Below are 23,589 nucleotides of genomic sequence, written 5' to 3'. Positions count from 1 at the left end.
ACTGCTAGTAACATAATATTTTCTCCACTCCCCCTTGGAGAGATCCCTTGAATGGAGCAGTTAGCTTTTGCTAGCTGCTCTTTTTTATTTGTCCGCACACTATGATGAAATACTCATAGATCAAATCCATTTTTCATCACATAACAACCATCTATTTATTTTCCAATGAGTTTTTGTATGCACTAATTTTATTCTCAAGCATCTTCTCTGTAACTTCTAAGTTTTCTCTTTGAATCTGAATAGATTTCCTATGATCTTCTAGGAGCTGTAAACGAGCTTCTGTTGTATGCTCCCCTTCTGTATATAATCTAGCGTATTCTCTTATTTTCGCTATTGGCATTTGCGTTTGTTTTAATTTCATTACAAACTGCAACCACTTTATATGTGACTCTTCGTAAAGTCGATTTCCATTTGTATCACGATTTGCAATTAATATATTTTCCTTTTCATAATAACGTAGTGTATGTGTGCTCACGCCTAATAATTTTGCTACCTCGCTAATTGTGTACATACTAAAACTCCCTTCACATGCTTACCCTCATATATTTTATAACCGTATCAAATTTATAAAAAACGTTTGACTTAGAGTATACTCTAACAAATACAATCTAACCATAAATGAATTTGAATTTAGGGGGATTTTATATGAAATACACGGTTATTACTGGCGCAAGTTCCGGAATTGGTTATGAAGCAGCTTTAGCATTTGCATCTCGCGGAAAAAATTTAGTACTTGTAGCTCGAAGACAAGAAGAATTAAACGAATTAAAATTGAAAATTAACGAAATGCATCCAGAATTGGATGTTGTCATTCGAAAAACTGATTTATCTGTTACTGCAGATGTTTATAAACTTTATGAAAGCCTACAATCTTTTCAAATTGAAACGTGGATTAACAACGCAGGTTTTGGTAATTTCGCCTCAATTGCTGAACAAAATTTAAATAAAATCGAAACGATGTTACATGTAAATATAGAAGCACTAACAATACTCTCTTCTCTTTTCGTTCGAGATTATTCAATGGTTGATGGAACACAGCTTATTAACGTTTCATCGGGCGGCGGATACACAATTGTTGCTGATGCTGTTACGTATTGCGCTACGAAATTCTATGTAAGTGCATTTACAGAAGGGCTGTCTCACGAACTGAAAGAACAAGGCGCAAAACTGCAAGCAAAAGTTTTAGCTCCTGCTGCAACTGAAACAGAATTTGCGAAACGTTCATTTGATATTGATGAATTCCAATACGATAATGTTGTACCAAAATTCCACACTGCAAAACAAATGGCACAATTTATGCTCGATCTTTATGATAATGATAAAGTTGTAGGAATTGTCGAAGGTTTAACGTATAACTATGAACTTAAAGATCCACTTTATAATTTTGCCGTGAGACAAAAGAATTCAAATTCTTAATAACCTGTCCATTTCTTATGGAAATATATATTCCCACTATATATGTAAATAATAGTGGGAAATTTTTCTCTATAAATTTTTCATCCAACATACCGCACCATCGCCACTTCATCACAATAATCCACCCTTGGGCAATGTCTACAATCAATCCATACTTTCTCTGGCAACGTTTCTTTATTTACAAAATCAAATCCACACTTTTGAAAAAATACTGTTTCATATGTTAAGGAAATTACTCTTCTTACATTTATTTTTGTAGCTTCCTCCATTACATGATTTACGAGCATACGCCCTATCCCTTTCCCTGCATATGTATGCGAAACTACTAACGATCGTATTTCTGCAAGATCTTCCCCCAATACATGCAATCCAGCAACTCCAACAATTCTCTCGTCTTCTTTCATAACATATAAACATTGCAAATATTGATAAAGAGACAAAAGAGAACGTGGTAAAACAACTCCCTCTTTTGCATAAACCTCAATAAGACTATAAATTTCTTTCACATCACTCGTCACCGCATTACAGATTTTCATATTACATCCCCTTGCCCCTCAATATTAATATTTATAACTTAAAATGAATTTTAATACATAATTTTATATAATAATACATCTCTCTTTTCTCCTCGTCAATCACTTTATGCAAACAAAAAACCAAGCAATCTAATTGATGCTCGGTTCCTCATCTCGTATCGGCAATACTGTTGAATATTTAATTTCACGAAGTGCCAAACTCGTCTGTATACGTGTAATACCAAGCTTATTCAGCTTTCTAATAAACTGCTCCAGTTCTTTACGATCACGATTTGCAACCTTTAATAAATAATCGTACTCTCCTGTTAAACAGTGACATTCTAACACTTCCGGCATCGATTCTAATTCTTTCTCCAACACTTCCAGCTTGTCAAATTGATGAATATTTGTACTCATAAAAATAAAACATAATAAATCAAATCCAAGCTTTTCTTGATTTAAAATCGCAACTTGCTTATCGATGAAACCTTCCCCATCCAATCTTTTTATTCTTGCATGCATCGCAGCCGGTGATAAATTAACGCGACGTGCCAGCTCTGCATTACTTACTTGTGACTCCTTCTGCAATATATCTAAAATTTGTACATCCAAATCATCCAACACTTTAATAACAGACGACTCCATTACAATTCCCCCTTTTTTCTTACCGATGATTATTCGAAAAAACACCTTATACCTTACGCGAAACTGAATATCATTCCGTAGACATCACTCATAACTAAAGATTTTATCGAGTTTTCACCATTATACAAAAGAATATATTACACAATAAAGAAAAATGCTAAAATTATTTACAATTCGTATTGATTACAAAAAAGGGGATTTTAGCATGCCTTATTTTTACGTCTTTTTACTATTACTAACGAGCTTATTATGGGGAGGAAATTTTGTCGTTGGAAAATCACTCGTCGATCATGCATCGCCGATGACACTGACAAATTTAAGATGGATGATTGCGATTGTTTGTTTATTACCAATGGTATGGTTTAAAGAAAAGAAAATCCTTCCACCACGTACCGCAATACTTCCTTTAATATTGATGGGAATTTCAGGGGTCGCTCTTTTTAACATCTTTCAATTTTTAGCATTAGAAAAAACATCCGCTACGAATGTAGGTCTTATCTCTACATTGAATGCAATTTCAATCGCATTATTTTCAGTATTATTTCTAAAAGAAAAAGTAAATACACTCCAAATCCTATCCATGATTCTTTCATTCTTCGGGGTTATCCTCGTCCTATTAAAAGGTGATTTCTCGCTTTTATTTTCACTACATTTTAATAGTGGCGATTTATGGATGATTGCAGCAGTTTGTATTTGGGGAATCTATTCTGTTTGTAGTAAATGGGCAACAAAAACAACTACACCACTTATGGCAACGTTGTACTCTGGTATTTTCGGCGTTATTTTATTACTACCGTTTAACATAGGTAGCTTCACTGTTTCAAATATAAATACTTCTTTCATCACATCACTTTTATATACTGGGCTTATTTCGACAGTTCTTTGTATGGTATTTTGGAATATTGGCGTACAAAAATTAGGCGCAACTACATCAGGTATTTTTCTAAACTTCAATCCAATTTTCACAGCCATTTTAGCATTCATATTCCTCGGAGAAGAATTAACGTGGATACAAATTTTAGGGACAATTGTCGTTGTAACAGGATGTTATTTATTTTCTCATTTTAAAACTGTTGCCGTTCAGCCTGTTAGACCTTTAATGCGAAAACATTCTTAATGAAAAAACATCGTCATCTGGGTTGGCGATGTTTTTATTTTCTCTTCATTTCTTTTATATACTGCTTTTCCTCTTCTGGCGATAAACGTTCCGTCGCCTTACCAGTATCTCCACCTTGAAGGCTCCATAAAAAGTTATGCTCCTCAACAGTTTGAGAAAAATCTCCTTTTTCCCATCTATTTATAATAGAAAATAACTTCATTTTATATTGAAAACCTGTACTATTTTCAATATCTCTTTTTACATTAGAAATTTCCTTTTTTGTCATCTCTACAAATCCCCATTTTTCAGAGGATTTTACCTTTTGATGCACCATTTTATGCATAGTAGAAATAATTTCACCTTCACTAATTTGCGGGGCTTCTTCTGCAGCTTTTTTCTCTTTTTCGTTTGCCGCTCGCTCGGTTTGAATATTTGTATTTTCTTTTTCCACATATGCAAGCAATTTCTTTCCGCCAACTATAGAAGAGATGATTACCATAATGGTAATACATATACCTAAAATCCATTTAAAAAGCATTAGCTCTTCATCGCTTCCCTAACAATATGACTATCTACATACTGCTTAAACTTCACGATTTTTCCATTTTCAAACTGCCATACATGAACAAATTCTGCTTCAAATGATTTTCCTGTTTCTTTATAAACTCCAGAATACATACCTTCAGCAACAATTACATCTTTTCCGTTTACTTCATGATATGTATTTACACTTGCTTTATAATCATCCCATTCTGATCCTAAACGGCTAAATACATTTTCCATTATAGCTTCTACGCCTGTATATGTTCCGCCATACGGGAAACCTTCTGCCTCTGTCCATTCCACTTTTTCAGAGAGGGCTTCTGCTAAATGCTTTGCATTCGAAGAAGCTGATCCTTCATACGTGCTTTGAATAATTTCTAAATTTGATTTAGGCATATTACTTCCTCCCGTTTATTTATTTTTACACAAGACGTAACCAATATAGTTACATCTTATGTAAAAAAATATTTAAATTGTTTCATTCGTAATTCATTAGTTGTAATCATTATAGTTACAATAATTCTTCAAGTCAACAATTTATAAATAAAATTTACTTCGTTTTCATTACTTTCTCTTTTAAGAAACGATCTACATATCCTTCTGCTTTTACTACGAATAAATACGCACCCATTGATAATAATGCAAGATCTAATTCATATCCTGGATTCTTTCCATCTCCTAATAAACCTGCTGCTCCATTTACCTTTACGATAGCTCCAGCTAAAATAAGAGCGAATAACAATCCTACATATCGTACACCTAAACCGATAATTAATAATATACCACCAACTAATTCTACAGTTGCTACGCCGTATGCAAGGCCACCTGGTAAACCGATGCTTGTAAACCATCCTGCTACATTATCGATACCTGATTGAAACTTTGCTAAACCGTGTGCAAAGAACGTAACTCCTAACACGATACGAATAATTAAATTCCCAATATATTGATTCATTTTGAACTCTCCTTTTTGTTTTGTTATGATGAACTTTTATTTACAAGTCAAAACAATACGGTATTTTATTTCATTCGTCAAATACTTTTTTAAAGAAAACAAAAAACATTATCCGTTTTACGGATAATGTTTTCCTACAAAATAGCGCTAATTCAAGCTTTTATTCTATCGCATAGAAAAAGTTGAAACATTTTTCCAGCGCCAATATAAGGCAGTAAAGAAACGTCCTCTTCCACAACTATTCCAACAACATTCACTTTCTCATCTACAGGTAAATCATGTGTAGCAACTTGCATCTCCCCTGCATATCTACCGTACAATTCATTATCAATTGTAATGCTGCCTTTCTTTCTTACAATTGTATGCATCGGCTGTAAAACCACTCTATTTCCTTCCCTTGATTCTACAGATCGAATAACATCACGAGCCGGATCTAGTCTATTTGTATGCACTTGCTCCACCACTTTTAATACTTCTTTATCAGTTATAGATGATTTGTAACGCAATGGAATAATCCCTCTACTCGCACTAGCTACTTCTTGCATACTTTCCAAACTTGCGCTTATATCTCCAATCAATACTTTATCAACACCACAATCTTGAACAAGTTCTAAGTACGCTTCAAGCGGGCGCATATTGCGATGTTTTTCTAACGTTGGTAACCCTTCATATAACGGACCACGTTTTTCCGCATCTCCTGGAATAAATGCCATCGTTTTTATTCCGCACTCCTGTAAATATTGATTTTGTTTTTGTAAGAAGGACTTTGCTAGTCCCGTCTCTGGACGTGGATAAAAATTATGCCACGCTTCTACATTCTCTACTCGTATATGGTCTGTAAGTAATTCTTTCCAAAATGGCTTTGTAATCGTACTCGCATTTAAAGCTACTTTCATCTTATGAGATACGCTTGCAATTTCTTTTGGCGCAATGCCGTAATCCATTCTTAAACCGGTAATGCCCCAGTCCAATAGTTCTTCCACATTTTCATATGTTAGCCCTAAATGATGTAACGATTTTGGAGAAACATCAACCATTAACTCCATTTCATGTGCAAGAGCTTGTTTCCCTAATATTTGAATTAACTCTTTATACGTATTTGGATCATCTTCTGGAATGTGCAGTGATGTAAAAATAGATGTAAACCCATTTTCCTTCGCTACTTTTAGCCACTCTTCTTGTTTCTCTACTCGTTCTTTTGAAAGATAAATGGAAACTCCGATCATATAAATCTCCCTTTCTATTAATAGAAAAAGAGAAAGGAATCCCTTTCTCTATATGTTTTCTGCCATTTCTTCTTTAAATCCGAAGAAGTACGTAAAGATAAATCCGAAAGCATATGCAATTACTAAACCTAAGAAATAGAGTAAATATTTATTGTCAGCAATTAACGGAATTAAAGATAGCCCTGATACGCCAATTCCAAGAGAAGCTGTTTGCATAACTGCTTGGAATGCACCACCGACAGCCGCTCCTAAACAAGCAGTAATAAACGGTTTCCCAAGTGGTAATGTCACCCCGTATAATAACGGCTCACCAATTCCTAAAAAGCCAACTGGCAATCCACCTTTAATTACATTTCGAAGTCGTTTGTTTTTTGTTTTCACATAAATCGCAATTGCTGCGCCCACTTGGCCAGCACCAGCCATTGCGAGCACTGGTAATAAAGGTGTTACGTGTGTTTGATTAATAAATTCCATATGAATTGGTGTTAAACCGTGATGCAATCCGACCATAACGAGAGGTAAAAATGTTCCCGCAAGTACTGCGCCAGCAAATGCTCCGCCAATATTTAAAATAGCATTAATTCCGCTCGTAATACCATCTGATAAGAAACCTGCTAATGGCTGAATGGCTAACATCGTTACGATACTTACAACTAATACAGTAATGAGTGGTGTCACGATAATATCAACTGCATTTGGCACTGCTTTTCGAACTTGTCTTTCCACTACAACCATAAGCCATGCTGCAAAAATAACTGCAAACAATCCGCCCCGTCCGGGCACTAATGCTTCACCAAACAATTTTACGTTTGCCATCGCCGGGTTGAAAATTAAAATACCAGCAATTGCCCCAAGAACTGGTGTCCCGCCAAATTCTTTCGCTGTATTCCAGCCGACTAAAATTCCTAAGAATGTAAAGATACCGCCGCCAATGAGTAGTAACATTTGTAACCACGTTGCATTTGGATCAGCACCAGCATTTTTCGCAAAGTTAGCAACCCCGTTTATAATTCCTGACGCAACAAGCCCCGGAATTAATGGGATGAAAATACTTCCTATTTTTCGTAAAAAGTTTTTCACCGGTGTATTATTTTTCTTCTTAATCTCTGATTTCATCTCTTGCCCAATATCTTCAAGGTGATGATCTGCTACCTCACCAATTCGTAGTCCTGTCAAACCTTCCATTTCAGCTGCTACTTTATTTACTGTTCCTGGACCAACGACAACTTGAAGCGTCTCATCTTCTATAACACCCATAACGCCTTCAACTTTTTTCAAAAGGTCCATATTTACTTTACTTTCATCATGAAGCGTTAAACGTAGTCTCGTCATACAATGAGCAATACTACGAATATTTTTTATTCCCCCAAGTTGCTCCGAAATTTCCTTGGCCATTCTCTCTTCTTTCTTCATAATAGAATCCCCCTCCCTATTACTTTATAGTGCTTTCTTCACAAACCCTTTTGCGTATTTTAGTTTCTCCAGTGCTTCCCCATACTCACACTGCAACAACACCATAACAATGGCAGCTTTTACGTTACGTTCTGCCTTTTCATAATACTCTGCCGCTACTTCATAACTAGCGCCTGTTGCTTCCACAATAATTCGTTTTGACCGTTCTACTAACTTTTCATTTGTGGATTGAACATCTACCATTAAGTTTTTATATACTTTTCCTACACCAATCATCGAAGCTGTTGAAATCATATTCAGCACTAATTTTTGTGCTGTACCAGCTTTTAAACGCGTAGATCCTGTTAATATTTCTGCACCTGTCTCTACTTCCACATTTAACTTTGCATATTTACTTATTTCAGCATTTTTATTACAAGAAATACTCGCTGTACTCGCTCCTACGCTCTGTGCGTATTTCAAGCCGCCAATTACGTAAGGAGTTCTGCCACTGGCAGCAATTCCAATCACTGTATCTTTCTCATTTAATCCAATACTTTTTAAATCTTCTTCTGCTAACTCTTCGCGATCTTCGGCACCTTCCACCGCCTTAGTAAACGCTTTCAATCCACCTGCTATAAATCCTTGCACCATTTTATCATCCGTGCCAAATGTCGGCGGACATTCCACTGCATCTAGAATACCTAAACGACCACTCGTACCAGCACCAATGTAAATTAAGCGTCCCTCTTCTTCAAAAGATTTAATAACAGTCTGTACAACCTTTTCAATTTGTTCTATCTCTTTTTCAACTGCTAACGCAACAGTTCGATCTTCTTCATTCATACTTTGCAACACTTCTTTTATGCTCATTTCATCCAGATTCATTGTTTTCTCATTACGATGTTCTGTCGATAAATTTTCTAACATATTTCCACCCTCTTTGAAATTATATTTCACACTTTTATTATAACTTTAAGAAACTAAAAATCAATAACTCTTTCTTATTTTATGAAATAAAATTTCACAACATGACATATTTGTGTCAAAGATAATAAAAAAGATGAGTCTCCTCATCTTTTCTTCTACTTTAACTTCCGTAACCGCAACGCTTCTTCTCGCGTCTCCATAAATTGATCCAATACTTTATTACCAATTCGATTGAAAGTAATAACATATAAAGCATCAATCATATTCAGTTGCGTCATTCTCGACGCAATACTTGCAATACGATGATCTTGTTCTACATCTGGCATACAAAGGCGAATGTCCGCTTCTTTATATAGGGGTGATGATTGATCTAGTTTCGTAATTCCAATAACAGTTGCACCTTGTCTCTTTGCATACTGCGCCATTTCAAGCACATCTCTCGTTCGACCAGATGTTGAAATCGCAACAAATATATCGCCTTCTTTTAAATTCGTCACGAGCGGCAACATCATATGAAAATCAGATAGCATCATCGCTGTAAATCCGAGCCGTGTAAATTTATACGCCCCATCCATCGCTGGCGTAGCTGATCCACCTACACCGTAAAATATAATTTTGCCCGCATTGACAATACGATCTGCAGCTTTCTCAAGTTCCTTCTTATCTATCGCAGTAACGCTCGCCTCAATTGCAGCTTTATTCACATAAGTAACTTTATTAAATAAATCGTACGGTCCATCTTCCGTATTCATCACTGAAAAATCGTTAATATTATAATCAGCAATCGTTAATTCACGAACGAGTGCTATCTTAAATGCTTTAAAGCTCCCAATCCCAATCGACTTACAAAAACGAACGACACTCGCCTCACTTGCGCCTGCATTCGTTGACACTTCTTTCGTCGTTAAATTCGGTACAATCTCTGCATTCTCCATTATGTACATGGCAACCTTCTTCTCAGCTGGTGAAAATTGATCCATATTACTTTCAATTTTAAATAGTAATGTTGAAGCTTTCACTATTTAACCTCCACTTCTTACGGCTGCGTTCACTTATTTTCTCTTGCTTCAAGAAGGTAAAAACCATCATCGCCAGGAGGATGAAACACATTTACAATGCGATTCCCTTTTTGATAAACAGTTCTTTCTCCTTCTGTCCACTTCTCTTTCCAACCGTTCATCCAAATCGCAACATCAGGTAAAAAAGCAGTATATTTCAGCTTCTGACCGTACTCACCATCTGCTTCTTCCGAAAAAATAGAAACCGGAAAATCTTTCACTTTTGATTCTTTCCATGCAGTAAATGGTATACATACTGCAATAAGTACGATTACACCGATAACCTTCTCCTTCGTAATCTTCACACTTCCCTCTCCTTGTCATATCACATACATAGATTTTACCATAATTACAAACCCTTCATGCTATATGATCATTGCTTTTGGGAATAAAAAAAGAGCTTACCTACATCAGATAAGCCCTTCCTCTCTATACAAAATATTTCTTCAAAAGTGGCGGTGTAATAATCGTCGTCAATATAACAACAATAACAATCGCTGTGAAATTTTCTTTCGCTAATAAATTCGCCGTAAGTCCATTTGCTGCGATGATAAGTGCTACTTCACCACGTGATACCATCCCCGCGCCAATACTAATAGAAGATTGGAGATTAAAACCTGTCAATCTCGCTCCTAAACCTGATCCAATTAACTTTGTGAAAATTGCAATGAGGGTCATAATAATAATGAACCAAAGCTGGCTTCCAATACCTTGAAATGTAATTTCCATTCCGATACTTACGAAGAATACAGGAACAAATATTGCATAAGCAATCGGTTCAATTTTATGTTCCACTTCATGCTTATACTCTGTTTGAGAAATAGCAATTCCTGCTGCAAATGCTCCAATAATGCCTGCAATTCCCATCATTTCACTGTAATAAGAAAAAGAAAAGCAAATAATAAGAGCCGCGCTAATTAACGCTTCTGTTACACGAAGCGGGACAAGCATCTTCATAATCCAAGGAACGACTTTCCAAGCAATAAAAACAATACTTACAAAGAAAATAATTTTCTTTGCAATGACAAGTGTTATATTTACATCTTGTGTTCCTAAAAAACTCATTACAAATGCCAATAAAATAACGACAATGACATCATCAAATACGGCAGCACCTAAAATTGTTGTACTTTCTCTCGTATTCATTTTCCCTAAATCACGTAGCGTCTGCACCGTAATACTAACCGATGTTGCGCAAAGTAATAATCCTAAAAAAATGGCATGGGACTGCATTAATCCAAACAGCAATCCTGTTACATAACCACCGATGAAAGGAAAAATAATTCCACCAGCCGCTACTGCAAATGACGATTTCAAATTCCGATTTAACTCTTCTAAATCTGTTTCAAGTCCCGCCATAAACATAAGTAACAAAACACCAATCTCACTCAATTCATCAATTAGTTCAGAACTATTAATAATACCGAGTACAGCTGGACCGATAATAATACCGACAATTAACTTACCAAGTACAGAAGGCTGACCAAGTCTCACACTAATGTCACCAGCTAATTTCGTACAAAGTAAAATGACGACAAGTTCAAAATAAAATAACATAGCATCTGCTCCTACTTTAACTTTAATCAGTGGGTCGTTAACCCCCGTCCATTTCTGCAAGTAGTTTCCCCTATTGATCCGCATTTTATTTGTCATATTTTTATTTGACAAAATATTCTGAATTATATTAAGATTAATCCAGCAATTTTAAAAAACTACATACCATAACTGCACCTCCACTTCCTTACTTACTCTTTTTTAATGGACTCATACTATAGTCGCAGTTATGGAAATGAAAAAACGGGGGAGAGTCCAAAGTGAAGTCATTATTACGAAAAAAAGCGCTTAGTACTGAATCACCAAAGCAGCTAGATAGAACATTAACTGCACTCGATTTAACGTTTTTAGGGATCGGCGCCGTAATTGGGACAGGGATCTTTGTATTAACAGGTATTGTTGCAGCAAAACATTCTGGTCCTGGTATTATGCTATCATTTCTTATTGCTGCATTTACTTGTGCTTGTGTAGCCTTTTGTTATGCTGAATTTGCTTCTTCTATTCCTGTCTCAGGAAGTGTGTATACTTACGCATATATGACAGTCGGAGAAGTCGTCGCCTTCATCGTCGGATGGTGTTTAATGCTCGAATATTTACTTGCAGTCGCGGCAGTAGCTGTCGGTTGGTCTGGTTATTTGCAATCATTACTACAAGGATTCAATATACATCTGCCCGCCATAATCGCCTCGGCCCCCGGCGTAGGAAAAGGTGGTCTCATCGATTTACCAGCTGTCTGCATTTTACTTCTTATTACTGGCCTTTTAAGTTTTGGTATACGTGAAAGTGCACGCATTAATAATATTATGGTTCTTATTAAACTAGCTGTTATCATTGCCTTTATCGTAGCAGGTGCAAAATATGTAAAACCTGAAAATTGGACACCGTTCATCCCATTCGGATACGACGGTATTATTACTGGGGCTGCCACTGTGTTCTTCGCCTTTTTAGGTTTTGATGCAATCGCAACCGCTGCAGAAGAAACGAAAAAACCGCAGCGTGACTTACCAATTGGTATTATCGGTTCTCTTCTTATTTGTACTGTTTTATATATGATTGTATCTTTCGTTTTAACAGGTATGGTTCCTTATACGCAATTAGACGTCTCTGATCCAGTTGCATTTGCATTGCATTTCGTTGGTGAGGATACAATTGCAGGACTACTCGCTGTCGGAGCGATGACTGGAATGACAACCGTTCTCTTAGTCGTTATGTATGGACAAGTTCGCGTTTCGTATGCAATGAGCCGTGACGGTCTCCTTCCAAAAGCGTTAGCACGTGTAAATAAAAGAGTAAAAATCCCTTTATTAAATACGTGGATTACTGGCGTTGTTGCCGCTTTATTAGCAGGGCTTTTAGATTTACATTTGCTAGCAAATTTAGTAAACATCGGTACGTTAACAGCCTTTACATTCGTTTGCTGCGCTGTACTTATTTTACGAAAAACACACCCTGATTTAAAACGTGGATTCCGTACACCTTTCGTACCTGTATTACCAGTTGTCGCGATTCTTTGCTGCTTATATTTAATGATCAATTTGTCTAAAACAACATGGATTAGCTTTGCAGTTTGGCTTATAGTCGGCTTATGCTTCTATTTCTTCTACTCTAGAAAGCATAGTCACTTAGCTACCGAAAAAACGAATGATGAAAAGAAAAAAGCATAACAAAATAGCTCGCCGTTTTAGCGGCGAGCTATTTTTCTGTACTATTATATTTTTTCGTTAACGATTGTAAAATGAAAAATATGCCGATGCAAGCTGTAAACCATGCCCAATTTCCTATTGGCGTTGCGTATTTAACAATTCCAATACCTACAAGCAATAGGAAAATAATCACCTGATATATGAGCTTCCACTTTTGCATATATTCCCTCCTTTACTTCGTTCCCTTCTTTTTATTCTTCCATGCATTTAAACTATCAAAGAAAAAGTTAATAAATAACGTTCCTAGTCCTGCTAATAAGAAAGTCATTAAAAATAAAACCCAAATACTTTTCTCTTTTAAGAAATAATATCCTACAAGGAGCACAACCGCAATCCATACATATTCAAGAATTCTTTTTAGCTTTTTCTGTTCCAAATTATTCGCTCCTTCATTCTATACTACTTTTAGTATAACAAAAAAGAAGCCTATCATGATAAGCTTCTTTTCTTCTCTCTTATTTGTTTATGCTTTTTTCAACAAGTGAAATTGTATACTCTAATGTACGATTCATCGTTTCTACCTGTGCATCTTTTACTTTTACATCTTTCACTACAGCTTCGGCCACTGTAATTTTTTGAATCAATGCTTTCACTGAACCGTCCGTTACATTTGCATCTTGCGCTTTTTTCACTACTACTTTTGCAGATTCAATATTGATTTGTAATTTTTCTTTCGGTGTTTTCGGTTGTTCTACTACTTTAGATTGTACAAATGTTACATTAGCTGTTTTTAATTCTTTATATGTTTGAACGATTTGCTCTCCCGTACTCCCTACATTTTCAAACACTTGTTTTGCATTATTATAGCTTTTCTCTAATTCTTGAAATGCTTCCTTTGAATATTGACCTGGCTTATCACCAAACTCATACGTACCAGCTAACACTTCTTTTACTTTTCCAAGCTCTTCAAATAAAGCAGTTACTTGCTCTAACTTCGTACGGTTAGAAAACTCATTGTACGCTGCTAATACCTCTGAAGAACTTAACGCTTTACTATATAATTTCGCAAGCGCGATTTGTCCATTTAACGGAATACCACCATTTCCGTTACTATCAGGATCCGCTCCAAATGCAAATGGTACGTTTGGATGATACACTTTCCCAGTAGCTGGCTGGCTATTTACTTTTTTACCATCTACGTAAATTGCCACTTCACTTCCGTTATACGTTCCTGTTAAGTGATACGTTTTGTTCGCTTCTAATTGAACTCCAACACGTTTATAGCTGCCGCCAATGTGAGCCCATAATTCAACATATCCACTTCCTGTAGACTCAAATCCAATTCCGCCGCTCTCTGTATTTTGCAAAATACCTTGGCCACGGATTTGATTCATTGAAAATACCGTTTCTAGCGTAAATGTATTTGCTACTTTCTCTTTTTGTGCTGCTGAAAATGGAAGGTATCCAAATGTATTAGATTGTCCGTTTAACTTCATAACATTCTTTTTCAATGCTTTATCATATTCAATAGTCACATTGCCCTTCACATCACCTTTTGTACCAAATGGTGAATTGTCTTTAAATGTACCATCTGCAAAGTTTACATCGAAAACATCAGCTTTTGGTACTTTCACATTCGGGTCAATATTATCTTTTTTCGTATTAATTTCCGCAGTTAACGGCTGCGCGGTTTCATTGCCAAATGAATCAATCGCAACTACTTCAAGTGTATATGTTTTCCCGCCATCTAACCCTGCAAGCGTAAACGTAAGGTCTTTCGGCACTGGATCACGATAAAACTCTGAGAATGCTAACAATTTATTTTTTATTTCACCCGTTTGCTTATCTCTAGCTTGTACACGGTAAGAGTGAACAAGGAGGTTGTCCAATGCTTGCGGGAATGTTACTGTTGCCGCATTTTCTGTTACATTTGATACAGCAAGCTTTGCATCCTTAGCAAAGTAAGGCTTTTCTTTATCACGATCTTCCACATGTGTAAATGTTTCTTTCTTTGCTGGTAATTTAATTTTCCAAGGCTCGCCTGTCCAAGAATTTGTATGGAAATCACGGCGATTAATCGTTACTTCTTCATCATCTACTTCTACTAATAAACCTTGGCTTAACGTACTAGCTCCTGGCGGGATATTCCCTTGTACTTTACCACCTTCAACTTCCATATAACTTACTGAAGATGTACCAACTGATGTAAAGTCTTTTTGATGTATCGATCTCGGATCATCTAATGGATAATGTGAATGACCTGAAAACGTAATAACTTGTGGGTATTCTTTTAATACCGCATTAATTTTTGCGCTATCTTGTGTTCCCCATTCATGACTACCGTATACTGTCTCTTTAATGTGTTGATGTAAAAATACAAAAATCGGTTTTTCTGGATCATCTTTTTGCGCTTTCGCCATTTCTTCTTTTAACCAATTAATTTGCTTGTCTGAATAATATCCATGAGTTGTTCCATTCTCTGGAGACATAACAAGGAAGTGATAACCTTTTACCACTTTATGATAATAAATTGATTCCATACCTGTTTTTTCTAAGAAACGCTTCTGCGCACCTTCTACAGATAAACCGTTCCAATAATCATGGTTACCAAGAGAATTCATTCGCACAGCATCTTTATTTGCATTTTCATTGTACACTTGCATGAAACGATCATATTGCTGCACCGATCCTGTATCCGTGAAATCACCTACAATAACAAATGCATCTTGCTTCGGTGCTAATGTATTAAACTGTTCGATCGCTCTTTTCCAGCGAAACGTATCATCTGTTCCACTATTTTTAATATGCACATCACTTACAACTGGAAAAACTATCTTCTTCTCACTTGATGCCTTTTCTTGCTTTTTCTCTTCCGCCTTGACTGATGTACTCCACGGAAATGATACGAACGCTAATACAAAAACCATTAATAATCCAATAAGGCCTTTTACTTTTCTTAAAGCATTTCTGTCCACGTGAATCCTCCTCATAATAATTGATTCATTACAAGGGCTATTTTATCTAATACATGTTAATGTCGTTTAAATAACAAATGAACTTTATTAGATTTTTGTAAATATACAGTTAATTAGAAATTAAGTCCAACATTACTCGTACTATTGTATACAACCACCTTTTGTCTAAAAGAGTCTGATCATTCTTTTCCTAGGACTATTCACATATAATCTTTTCTATAACACTAATGATAAGTTAAGGTTTAAGCCTATTAGACAATCTTAATTTTTAATATTTCCTTCTTTTTTTAACACATCGGCCATGCTTTTACATTTAATAGTAATAAAAGACAACTTAAAAGGAGGGGTTGTATTGAAGAATAAAAAAAATATCGGCTGTTTCGCTCCTTTATCTATTATTTGTCCAGACCCTTGTCCACCGCCCCCTCCTCCAAATCCAAATTGCGAGCGAGTAACAAATGAATTTGCAGGGAATTTCCTCATAACTAATAACACCATCCCCTCTGCCAAAGATGCATCACAATCAATGATACTATGGCAAAGTGATGGGATACTACTTATATCAGGTACTGTCTCGGTTTACAATAGTACTAGCAGCACCGAAGCAATTACAATTCAAATCGTTGGAACAGTAACCAATATTTTCACTGTGTTTCCTGGCAATACAATATCGTACACAGGAAAAGACTTACAGTCGGTCAGTATTATTAATATAACAAGTAATCCTTCACTATATTTAGAAGGCAAGTACTGTTGCGAATTTACATGTTGCTTATAGAATACCAATTTCATTACTTTCTAAAAAAAGCATACCATTTACGGTATGCTTTTTTATGAAATTGGATAACGTACTGTAATACAAAACTCGCCTTGATTAACAGTCGTTCCTGTCGTAGTAATTCGGACAGTAGTAAAATATCGGACAGTGAAAGTACCACTACTTTGTGGTTGTACAGTAATTGTATCAACTACTGTTGCACCTACTAAAAAATCAACTGTAATCGGGTTGGCACCTACATCATACTTCACGTAGCCTGAACCATATACTTCTTGCGTGATATTATTTGTATATACAATTTGAGTACCAGCACCTGTAATAGACCAGTCTGTACATACTTGGTCTTGCACAAGTGTTTTATTAGAACAACAAGACAAACTGGAACTTCTCATTCCCATTTCGATCCTCTCCTATTCTGCTATGAAAGTGGATAACGTGTTGTAATACAAAATTCTCCCTGATACGTTCCAGCAGGTGTTGCAGGTAACACAACTTGTATACTATCAAAGCGGCGATACGTAAAAGCAATACTCGTTCCTGGGTTTAATGTTTGTGTATCAATTGTACCCCCAGCAGAATCAAGTACCTCTACAGTAATTGGGCCTGGTCCAACATCATATTTAACAAAACCAGTACCAATTACGTTTTGGTTAATATTATTTGTATAGAGAACATTATCAATTGCTGTTGCAACTACAGTAGCAGACCACGGACTACACACTTTATCTTGCACATAATTTTTATCTGGACAACAAGTTAATGCTGACCCTGAGCACTCACAAGACATAGTTGTTTCCCCTCTCTCTTTTATATTCCCTATATGTGTATGTCCCTCAGAGTCTTTTGCCTGTACTATTCATCTATTTTCAAAAAATATTCAAATGACTAAATAGATTCCGTTTTATTTCTTTTCTTCATATATTTATAGACAAAGATACTAGCAACGATAAGAATAACGCCTCCTAATATTGGTAGCATATATTGCCCAACAACATCTGCTGCTTTTTCCCAATGCGGACCTAATTTCATTCCAAAATAAACATACAAAGTCGTTAACGGGAACATTGCTACAAATGTATATATACTAAATTTCCATATGTTCATTTTCGCCATACCACATGGAACAGAAATAAGCGTTCTAACTCCCGGTACAAAGCGTCCAACAAATGCTACAACCGGTCCATATTTCTCGAAGAAATCATCTGCTTTTTGAATTTGTTCTTCTTTAATGAAGAAGTATTTCCCGTATTTTATTAATAGAGGACGGCCACCGTAATAGCCGAGTGCGTATAACGTTAACGGTCCAGTCGTTCCGCCAAGCGTTCCGGCTAGTACAGCAAGCCAAAAATTCATATCACCCTCGTATACCCAATACCCAACCATGGGCAAAACTACTTCTGCCGGAATAAATTCAAACGTTAATGCTAACACAACTCCAAAATAAGAAAATTGCTTTAAAAACTCGATTATATCTAAAATAATTTGCTCCATATTTTCTACCCCAACTCCTATCCTACGTTTACGTTATGCTTTTCTTGTAATTGAACTGGCGCCATTTTTACAATTCGGTTCAAAATAAATAATACAATTCCAATATCATCTAAAATACCGATAAACGGTAAGAAGTCTGGAATTAAATCGAGCGGCATCGCAACATAACCAACTAAAAACGCAATAGATAAAATTTTCTTCTTTATTGAAACCTCTTTTGAAGTGAAAAAGTCAAATAGGAATGGAACAAATCGGCGAACATGAAATACAACTCTTAATCTACTAATAAGTTTTTTCATTTTTATATCTCCTCTCTTTGTATACAAAAAGGCCCCTACCAAACATGGTAAGGGTCCTAAAAAAGACAATAAGGGGCCTTTACCATTGCTGGTAAAGGTCTCACTAACAACGAAACGTTGCCAATAAAGCCGAGGGTTTCTCCCTGTAATGACGACTTTACTGTAATAAGTTACTCCCCTTTATATACACAATTTTATACAATCACATTAAAATATTTTGGAGGGCTTGTCAATATATTTTATATCCCACATCCTCCTGCTTAACATTCCGTAAAAACAAAAAACGTATAGGAAATTTCTTACTATCTCATAATATACATAATCATTTTTGAATGAAAGGAGAGGCTTCATTTGCATACCGTATGGAAAGGTGCCCTTTCACTTGGACTATTAAATATAGGAATCAAACTATACAGTGCCGTAGAAGAAAACGATATAAAATTTTTAAGTCTTCATAAAGAATGCTTAACACCTATTAAATATAAAAAATTTGCTCCTGATTGTACGGATGAAGAAATTGATGATAAAGATATTGTAAAAGCCTATGAATACGCACCTCATAAGTACATTATTATGGATGAAAAAGAATTAGCTGAGTTGCAAAAAGCTCACGAACCAAGATCTATTCGTATTATATCTTTTATCCAAAATAACGAAATTGATTCTGTTCTCTACGATCGTTCTTATTTTATAGGCCCTACCTCAGGACATGAAAAATCGTATTTATTATTAAAAGAAGCTCTTGAACGTACGAATAAACTTGGTCTTATCCATATTTCCATTAGAAAAAAACAACATTTAGCTATTATCCGTAACTTTGAAGATGGGCTTATATTACAAACTATTCACTACCCTAATGAAATTCGCGATATAACAAATACACCTAACTTACCAAGTAATGAAAATTATCCGATTCAAAAACAAGAACTCACAGCAGCAATCAATTTAATCCACCATCTTACAAATCCTTTCGAACAAGAGTTATATACAGATGAATATAAAGAAGCTCTTACCGAATTAATCGAAAATAAAATTGAACAACAGGAAAAAACCGAAACCATCTCTCCTGCTCCAAACATCATCAATATTATGGAGACATTACAGGCAAGTATTGAACAAGCAAAAATAAAAAGAGACAATACAACAGAAAAAGAGGCCAAATAAAATTGACCTCTTTTTTCTTTAAAGCGGATTACATTTTGGCATCTCAAGTCCAGAAGATTGTGTTAATTTTAATAAGTAATAACATTCTTCTCTTGCCATATGATCCGCCATTCTAGCAGATAACGCACTTAATATTTCATTCGATAACTCCATCTCTTCCACCTCATGGAGAAAATGCGAAAATAATTTTAACTCAAGTGAAACATCTTTTGTAAACTTCTTTAATGCAGGAAAATGATGAAGCTCTGTCCGTAAATAACCTGTCATCTCAACTGCCTTTAAGTAAAATTGTTCAAAGTGCTTCGTAAATTCTTCACTTTTCTCTTTCAATCTTTTTTCAACAAGATCTAATCCACCAGAAATAGAGCCTGCATGACCAGCCGCATCCGTTAACCAAACGAGATGATAATGTAATTCATGAAAAACAGGCGGAACTTCTCCTTTCTTTAAAAATTCTAACACCATTATATATTCTTCTACTTCGTTTACCATATGATTGATGAAAGTTGGCGTAAAATGAATAGTGATTTTTCCCTCGAGTTGTTTCTGTATAATACTTAATTTAAACGTTCGTATTTCCTTTGCGGCCCGTTCTGCCTCTTTTGAAAATGCAATGAGATTCACATTATGAACTTTATTTAAAAGATTCATAAATGTTTCAAGAAAATATGTGGCCTTCTTTATATCTTCTTTTTCCTTCGGAGCTAATGCATCAAGTAAAAATTGCGAATGATCAGTAAGCACCCTTAGCCAAAATTGATGCTCAAACAACGCACTTTCTTCATAATTCCGCTCCACTAAATCGCCTCCGTTTATTCATCCTTCTCTATCACTTGAAGTTTATATCCATCTGGGTCTTGTACTACAATACTCTTCTCACTTTTGTTTTCTGTATATGCAATTTTATAAAACACTAACCTCTTCTTTAAATTCTCTATGTTAGAAATTGAAAATGTTAAACCAGCGCATGAATTCGTAAAACTCTTCTCTCGTCCCCCTAACATGCGATTCATAACAAAACTAATTCTCTTTGAATCAGAATCATACCAAACCCCTGTTACATCCAATTGAGGTCTTTCTAAACTAGGTCTTATTCCTAAAATCCCTTCGTAAAAATACAAAGTTTCCTTTAAATTTTTCACTTCTAATATAATACATTGCTCCACATTCATTCCCCCTGTACCTATTACCTTTTTATATGTGTCATAAATGCCTATTATGTCTGAATACAATACGTAGTGATGAAGATATGAGGAGGTTTATTAATGGATAAATACATGAAATCATATGTGCCATATCATAGCCCTCAAGATCCTTGTCCTCCTATTGGAAAAAATTATTACTCTACCCCTCCTAATTTATATTTAGGTTTTCAACCGCCAAATTTACCACAGTTCTCACCGAAAGAAGCACTACAAAAAGGAACTTTATGGCCTGTTTTTTATGATTATTACGAAAATCCTTATAAAAAAGGGCGGTGACTACTGACGTGAATCAACCACTACCAGAAGAATATTATCGACTTTTAGAGAATCTCCAAGAATTAGACTTTGTATTAGTGGAACTAACACTTTACTTAGACACCCACCCAGACGATACAGCAGCTATTAATCAATTTAATGACTTTTCCTATAAACGAAGAGTATTAAAACAACAAATGGAAGAAAAATATGGACCGCTTCAACAGTATGGAAATAGCTATTCTAATGCCCCTTGGGAATGGAGTAAAGGTCCTTGGCCATGGCAAATATAAAGGAGAGAAACTATGTGGATTTATGAAAAAAAATTACAATACCCTGTTAAAGTAGGAACTTGTAATCCAGCACTTGCAAAATTATTAATTGAGCAATACGGTGGTGCAGATGGAGAATTAGCCGCTGCACTACGTTACTTAAATCAGCGCTATACAATTCCAGATAAAGTCATTGGCCTCCTTACCGATATTGGTACAGAAGAATTTGCACATCTTGAAATGATTGCTACGATGGTTTATAAGCTGACAAAAGATGCGACTCCTGAACAGATGAAGGCAGCTGGTCTCGATCCTCATTACGTTGACCATGACAGCGCACTTCATTACCATAACGCAGCTGGCGTTCCATTTACTGCAACCTATATACAAGCTAAAGGTGATCCAATTGCCGACCTATACGAAGATATTGCTGCTGAAGAAAAAGCGCGTGCCACATATCAATGGCTTATTAACCAATCTGACGATCCCGATATAAATGACAGTTTACGCTTTTTACGCGAACGAGAAATTGTCCATTCACAACGTTTCCGAGAAGCGGTTGAAATTTTAAAAGAAGAACGCGATAGAAAAATATATTTTTAATACACGTATCCTAGCGATATGTGTTTTTTTATGTTAAAAGTTAAATCCTTCCTATTAAACATATAAATAGTATATTTATTCGATTTAATGCATTATTTTTTAATATTTTCAAAATTCCCTATTGCTTTCTAGTCATCAGACCTTTAAAATAATAACAGTTACTCGACAAATTATTTGAATTTTCGACAAAAACACTCATTAGGAGGATTTTCTTTATATGCGTACAACTTTAAAACCAGCGCAAATACTTTCGATTAGTTTATTACTATTCGCAGTTTTCTTCGGTGCTGGTAATATGATTTTCCCGCCCCTTCTTGGCCTTTCTTCCGGAGAAAATATGTGGGTTTCCATTACAGGGTTTATTATTACAGACGTCGGTTTATCTTTACTTGCTATCGTTGCTGTTGCCCTTGCTGGTGGTAGTTTTAACACTTTAGCGAGCCGTGTTCATCCAAAATTCGCAGCAGTATTCGCTATCATTATTTATCTTTCAATCGGCCCACTATTTGTTATTCCACGAACTGGATCTGTATCTTATGAAATTGGGATTGCACCACTTTTCCCAGATCAATGGTATTCTATGTTAGTTTTTAGTGCGATTTTCTTTACAGTCGTTTACTTCTTATCATTAAATCCATCCAAGCTAGTAGATCATATCGGTAAAATATTAACGCCAATTTTACTTGTAATTATTGCAATTATGGCAACAAAAGCGATTCTTTCACCAGGAACGTTTGCAGAGCCTATCGGTGACTATAAAGACATCCCGTTTTTCAAAGGATTTCTTGAAGGATTTTTAACGTTAGATGCAATTGGCGCTCTCGTACTATCAACAATTGTTGTAAATGCAATTCGTCAAAACGGTATACAAGAGAAGAAATCTATCGCAAAATATACAATCATTTGCGGAAGCATTGCTGCTCTATTCTTAACAATTGTTTATTTCTTACTCGGTTATATCGGAGCTTCAAACGGGAACTTAGGGCAATTCGAAAACGGTGGTCAACTATTAGCTACTGTTATGTATCAATTCTTTGGGACAAGCGGTAATATTTTATTAAGTATCGCCATTATCTTCGCTTGTTTAACGACGGCAATTGGTGTTGTAAGTGCATTTGCAAACTATTTCGCAACAGTACTAACAAATGTTTCCTACAAAAAGCTTGTACTATACGTTTGTATCTTTAGCTTCGTGATTTCAAACTTAGGTTTAAGTTTATTAATCAAAATTACTTTACCTGTATTAATTATTTTATATCCAATTACGATTATTTTAATTTTCGTATCATTTATAGATAAATATACGAAACGTAAACCTTCTGTCTACATCGGAGCAATGATCGCAGCATTTATTATTAGCTGTATTCACGCACTTGATAATGTGGGAATGATACCAAGTTTTATCGCTAATATTGTACACACGATTCCTTTTTATAACTTAGGAATCGGCTGGATCGTTCCAGCAATAATTGGTGGTATAATCGGATACTTTATTCCGCAAACAGAAGCTGAAGGCGAAGTTTCTACAAAATAAAGAAAAGAAGCAAGCATGAAATACATGCTTGCTTCTT

The 23,589-nt window shown here is 35.6% G+C and carries 31 protein-coding genes; 9 read left to right on the top strand and 22 right to left on the bottom strand.

The window, feature by feature from the left end:
* Positions 1–151 precede the first annotated feature (151 nt).
* Positions 152–511 carry a MerR family transcriptional regulator gene (locus tag MRP26_RS08935; protein ID WP_000288069.1) on the bottom strand — a complete coding sequence of 120 codons (360 nt, stop codon included), beginning with the start codon at positions 509–511 and terminating at the stop codon, positions 152–154.
* 134 nt (positions 512–645) lie between these two features.
* Between MRP26_RS08935 and MRP26_RS08930 the strand changes: the two genes are divergently transcribed.
* The gene (locus tag MRP26_RS08930; protein ID WP_078401220.1) at positions 646–1,416 is read left to right on the top strand and encodes an SDR family NAD(P)-dependent oxidoreductase; all 771 of its coding nucleotides are present in this window, start codon (positions 646–648) and stop codon (positions 1,414–1,416) included.
* A gap of 80 nt (positions 1,417–1,496) precedes the next feature.
* Here MRP26_RS08930 and MRP26_RS08925 read toward each other — a convergent pair whose 3' ends face one another.
* Positions 1,497–1,952: an N-acetyltransferase gene (locus MRP26_RS08925; RefSeq protein ID WP_197241328.1), complete on the bottom strand. Its 456-nt coding sequence runs from the start codon at positions 1,950–1,952 to the stop codon at positions 1,497–1,499.
* A gap of 129 nt (positions 1,953–2,081) precedes the next feature.
* Positions 2,082–2,576, bottom strand: a complete 495-nt coding sequence (locus tag MRP26_RS08920) for an Lrp/AsnC family transcriptional regulator (protein WP_000446096.1) — start codon at positions 2,574–2,576, stop codon at positions 2,082–2,084.
* A 205-nt stretch (positions 2,577–2,781) separates the two neighbouring features.
* Between MRP26_RS08920 and MRP26_RS08915 the strand changes: the two genes are divergently transcribed.
* Positions 2,782–3,693, top strand: coding sequence for a DMT family transporter (locus tag MRP26_RS08915; RefSeq protein ID WP_001146242.1), 912 nt, complete (start codon positions 2,782–2,784; stop codon positions 3,691–3,693).
* A gap of 34 nt (positions 3,694–3,727) precedes the next feature.
* On the opposite strand, the gene MRP26_RS08910 is transcribed toward MRP26_RS08915, so the two are convergent.
* The 9 genes from MRP26_RS08910 to MRP26_RS08870 all read right to left on the bottom strand — a co-directional run bounded on the left by MRP26_RS08910 (position 3,728) and on the right by MRP26_RS08870 (position 11,432).
* A complete protein-coding gene (locus tag MRP26_RS08910) occupies positions 3,728–4,213 on the bottom strand; it encodes a PRK06770 family protein (RefSeq protein ID WP_197241330.1) in 486 nt (161 codons plus the stop codon).
* Positions 4,213–4,614, bottom strand: coding sequence for a nuclear transport factor 2 family protein (locus MRP26_RS08905; RefSeq protein WP_053565170.1), 402 nt, complete (start codon positions 4,612–4,614; stop codon positions 4,213–4,215). Before MRP26_RS08905 ends, MRP26_RS08910 begins: the two co-directional genes overlap by 1 nt.
* A 154-nt stretch (positions 4,615–4,768) precedes the next feature.
* The gene (locus MRP26_RS08900; RefSeq protein WP_001077751.1) at positions 4,769–5,173 is read right to left on the bottom strand and encodes a DoxX family protein; all 405 of its coding nucleotides are present in this window, start codon (positions 5,171–5,173) and stop codon (positions 4,769–4,771) included.
* A gap of 152 nt (positions 5,174–5,325) precedes the next feature.
* A complete protein-coding gene (locus MRP26_RS08895; RefSeq protein WP_197241331.1) occupies positions 5,326–6,399 on the bottom strand; it encodes a DUF871 domain-containing protein in 1,074 nt (357 codons plus the stop codon).
* Between the two features lie 48 nt (positions 6,400–6,447).
* Entirely contained in the window at positions 6,448–7,812 is a 1,365-nt protein-coding gene (locus tag MRP26_RS08890; RefSeq protein ID WP_000711293.1) for a PTS transporter subunit EIIC, read from the bottom strand.
* 24 nt (positions 7,813–7,836) lie between these two features.
* The gene (gene murQ, locus MRP26_RS08885; protein ID WP_000892345.1) at positions 7,837–8,721 is read right to left on the bottom strand and encodes an N-acetylmuramic acid 6-phosphate etherase; all 885 of its coding nucleotides are present in this window, start codon (positions 8,719–8,721) and stop codon (positions 7,837–7,839) included.
* A gap of 155 nt (positions 8,722–8,876) precedes the next feature.
* Entirely contained in the window at positions 8,877–9,740 is an 864-nt protein-coding gene (locus MRP26_RS08880) for a MurR/RpiR family transcriptional regulator (protein WP_000648168.1), read from the bottom strand.
* Positions 9,741–9,769: 29 nt separating this feature from the next.
* Positions 9,770–10,084: a hypothetical protein gene (locus tag MRP26_RS08875; protein WP_000704960.1), complete on the bottom strand. Its 315-nt coding sequence runs from the start codon at positions 10,082–10,084 to the stop codon at positions 9,770–9,772.
* Between the two features lie 124 nt (positions 10,085–10,208).
* A complete protein-coding gene (locus MRP26_RS08870; RefSeq protein WP_050427771.1) occupies positions 10,209–11,432 on the bottom strand; it encodes a cation:proton antiporter in 1,224 nt (407 codons plus the stop codon).
* 161 nt (positions 11,433–11,593) lie between these two features.
* Between MRP26_RS08870 and bcaP the strand changes: the two genes are divergently transcribed.
* Entirely contained in the window at positions 11,594–12,997 is a 1,404-nt protein-coding gene (gene bcaP / locus MRP26_RS08865) for a branched-chain amino acid transporter BcaP (RefSeq protein WP_000838715.1), read from the top strand.
* Between the two features lie 28 nt (positions 12,998–13,025).
* Here bcaP and MRP26_RS08860 read toward each other — a convergent pair whose 3' ends face one another.
* The 4 genes from MRP26_RS08860 to MRP26_RS30885 form a co-directional block, all read right to left on the bottom strand.
* On the bottom strand, positions 13,026–13,196 hold the full coding sequence (locus MRP26_RS08860; RefSeq protein ID WP_001174838.1) for a hypothetical protein: 171 nt from the start codon (positions 13,194–13,196) through the stop codon (positions 13,026–13,028).
* A 12-nt stretch (positions 13,197–13,208) separates the two neighbouring features.
* Positions 13,209–13,412 (bottom strand): hypothetical protein, encoded by a 204-nt coding sequence (locus tag MRP26_RS08855; protein WP_000435797.1) that lies wholly within the window; start codon positions 13,410–13,412, stop codon positions 13,209–13,211.
* A 79-nt stretch (positions 13,413–13,491) separates the two neighbouring features.
* Positions 13,492–15,951 carry a LamG-like jellyroll fold domain-containing protein gene (locus MRP26_RS08850; RefSeq protein WP_197241332.1) on the bottom strand — a complete coding sequence of 820 codons (2,460 nt, stop codon included), beginning with the start codon at positions 15,949–15,951 and terminating at the stop codon, positions 13,492–13,494.
* Between the two features lie 261 nt (positions 15,952–16,212).
* Positions 16,213–16,461, bottom strand: a complete 249-nt coding sequence (locus MRP26_RS30885; RefSeq protein WP_249275568.1) for a hypothetical protein — start codon at positions 16,459–16,461, stop codon at positions 16,213–16,215.
* Between MRP26_RS30885 and MRP26_RS08840 the strand changes: the two genes are divergently transcribed.
* On the top strand, positions 16,346–16,729 hold the full coding sequence (locus tag MRP26_RS08840; protein WP_224981213.1) for an S-Ena type endospore appendage: 384 nt from the start codon (positions 16,346–16,348) through the stop codon (positions 16,727–16,729). The two genes, MRP26_RS30885 and MRP26_RS08840, sit on opposite strands and share 116 nt — an antisense overlap.
* 53 nt (positions 16,730–16,782) lie before the next feature.
* On the opposite strand, the gene MRP26_RS08835 is transcribed toward MRP26_RS08840, so the two are convergent.
* The 4 genes from MRP26_RS08835 to MRP26_RS08820 all read right to left on the bottom strand — a co-directional run bounded on the left by MRP26_RS08835 (position 16,783) and on the right by MRP26_RS08820 (position 18,519).
* Positions 16,783–17,127 (bottom strand): DUF3992 domain-containing protein, encoded by a 345-nt coding sequence (locus tag MRP26_RS08835; protein WP_000525819.1) that lies wholly within the window; start codon positions 17,125–17,127, stop codon positions 16,783–16,785.
* A gap of 20 nt (positions 17,128–17,147) precedes the next feature.
* Positions 17,148–17,516, bottom strand: a complete 369-nt coding sequence (locus MRP26_RS08830; protein WP_001277537.1) for a DUF3992 domain-containing protein — start codon at positions 17,514–17,516, stop codon at positions 17,148–17,150.
* A gap of 98 nt (positions 17,517–17,614) precedes the next feature.
* Positions 17,615–18,220, bottom strand: coding sequence for a DedA family protein (locus MRP26_RS08825; protein WP_000435017.1), 606 nt, complete (start codon positions 18,218–18,220; stop codon positions 17,615–17,617).
* Positions 18,221–18,237: 17 nt separating this feature from the next.
* Positions 18,238–18,519: a YkvA family protein gene (locus MRP26_RS08820; protein WP_000733844.1), complete on the bottom strand. Its 282-nt coding sequence runs from the start codon at positions 18,517–18,519 to the stop codon at positions 18,238–18,240.
* Positions 18,520–18,870: 351 nt separating this feature from the next.
* Here MRP26_RS08820 and ku point away from each other — a divergent pair, with 351 nt between their 5' ends.
* Complete coding sequence (gene ku / locus MRP26_RS08815; RefSeq protein WP_197241335.1) at positions 18,871–19,683, top strand: non-homologous end joining protein Ku; 813 nt, start codon at positions 18,871–18,873, stop codon at positions 19,681–19,683.
* 18 nt (positions 19,684–19,701) lie between these two features.
* On the opposite strand, the gene MRP26_RS08810 is transcribed toward ku, so the two are convergent.
* Positions 19,702–20,481, bottom strand: a complete 780-nt coding sequence (locus MRP26_RS08810; protein ID WP_197241336.1) for a DUF2935 domain-containing protein — start codon at positions 20,479–20,481, stop codon at positions 19,702–19,704.
* A gap of 14 nt (positions 20,482–20,495) precedes the next feature.
* Positions 20,496–20,915 carry a VOC family protein gene (locus MRP26_RS08805; protein ID WP_140155568.1) on the bottom strand — a complete coding sequence of 140 codons (420 nt, stop codon included), beginning with the start codon at positions 20,913–20,915 and terminating at the stop codon, positions 20,496–20,498.
* Positions 20,916–20,948: 33 nt separating this feature from the next.
* On the opposite strand from MRP26_RS08805, the gene MRP26_RS08800 reads away from it, so the two are divergent.
* The 4 genes from MRP26_RS08800 to brnQ2 all read left to right on the top strand — a co-directional run bounded on the left by MRP26_RS08800 (position 20,949) and on the right by brnQ2 (position 23,552).
* Positions 20,949–21,164 carry a spore coat associated protein CotJA gene (locus MRP26_RS08800; RefSeq protein WP_242806110.1) on the top strand — a complete coding sequence of 72 codons (216 nt, stop codon included), beginning with the start codon at positions 20,949–20,951 and terminating at the stop codon, positions 21,162–21,164.
* Positions 21,165–21,172: 8 nt separating this feature from the next.
* Positions 21,173–21,436: a spore coat protein CotJB gene (gene cotJB, locus MRP26_RS08795; protein WP_001075543.1), complete on the top strand. Its 264-nt coding sequence runs from the start codon at positions 21,173–21,175 to the stop codon at positions 21,434–21,436.
* A 12-nt stretch (positions 21,437–21,448) separates the two neighbouring features.
* Positions 21,449–22,018: a spore coat protein CotJC gene (cotJC, locus tag MRP26_RS08790; RefSeq protein ID WP_000265278.1), complete on the top strand. Its 570-nt coding sequence runs from the start codon at positions 21,449–21,451 to the stop codon at positions 22,016–22,018.
* 217 nt (positions 22,019–22,235) lie between these two features.
* Positions 22,236–23,552 (top strand): branched-chain amino acid transport system II carrier protein BrnQ2, encoded by a 1,317-nt coding sequence (gene brnQ2 / locus MRP26_RS08785; RefSeq protein WP_097919940.1) that lies wholly within the window; start codon positions 22,236–22,238, stop codon positions 23,550–23,552.
* Positions 23,553–23,589 lie beyond the last annotated feature (37 nt).

Source organism: Bacillus sp. CCB-MMP212, from assembly GCF_022748145.1.
In the GTDB taxonomy this organism is placed as follows: domain Bacteria; phylum Bacillota; class Bacilli; order Bacillales; family Bacillaceae_G; genus Bacillus_A; species Bacillus_A cereus.
This window is presented reverse-complemented; position numbering and strand designations above follow the sequence as displayed.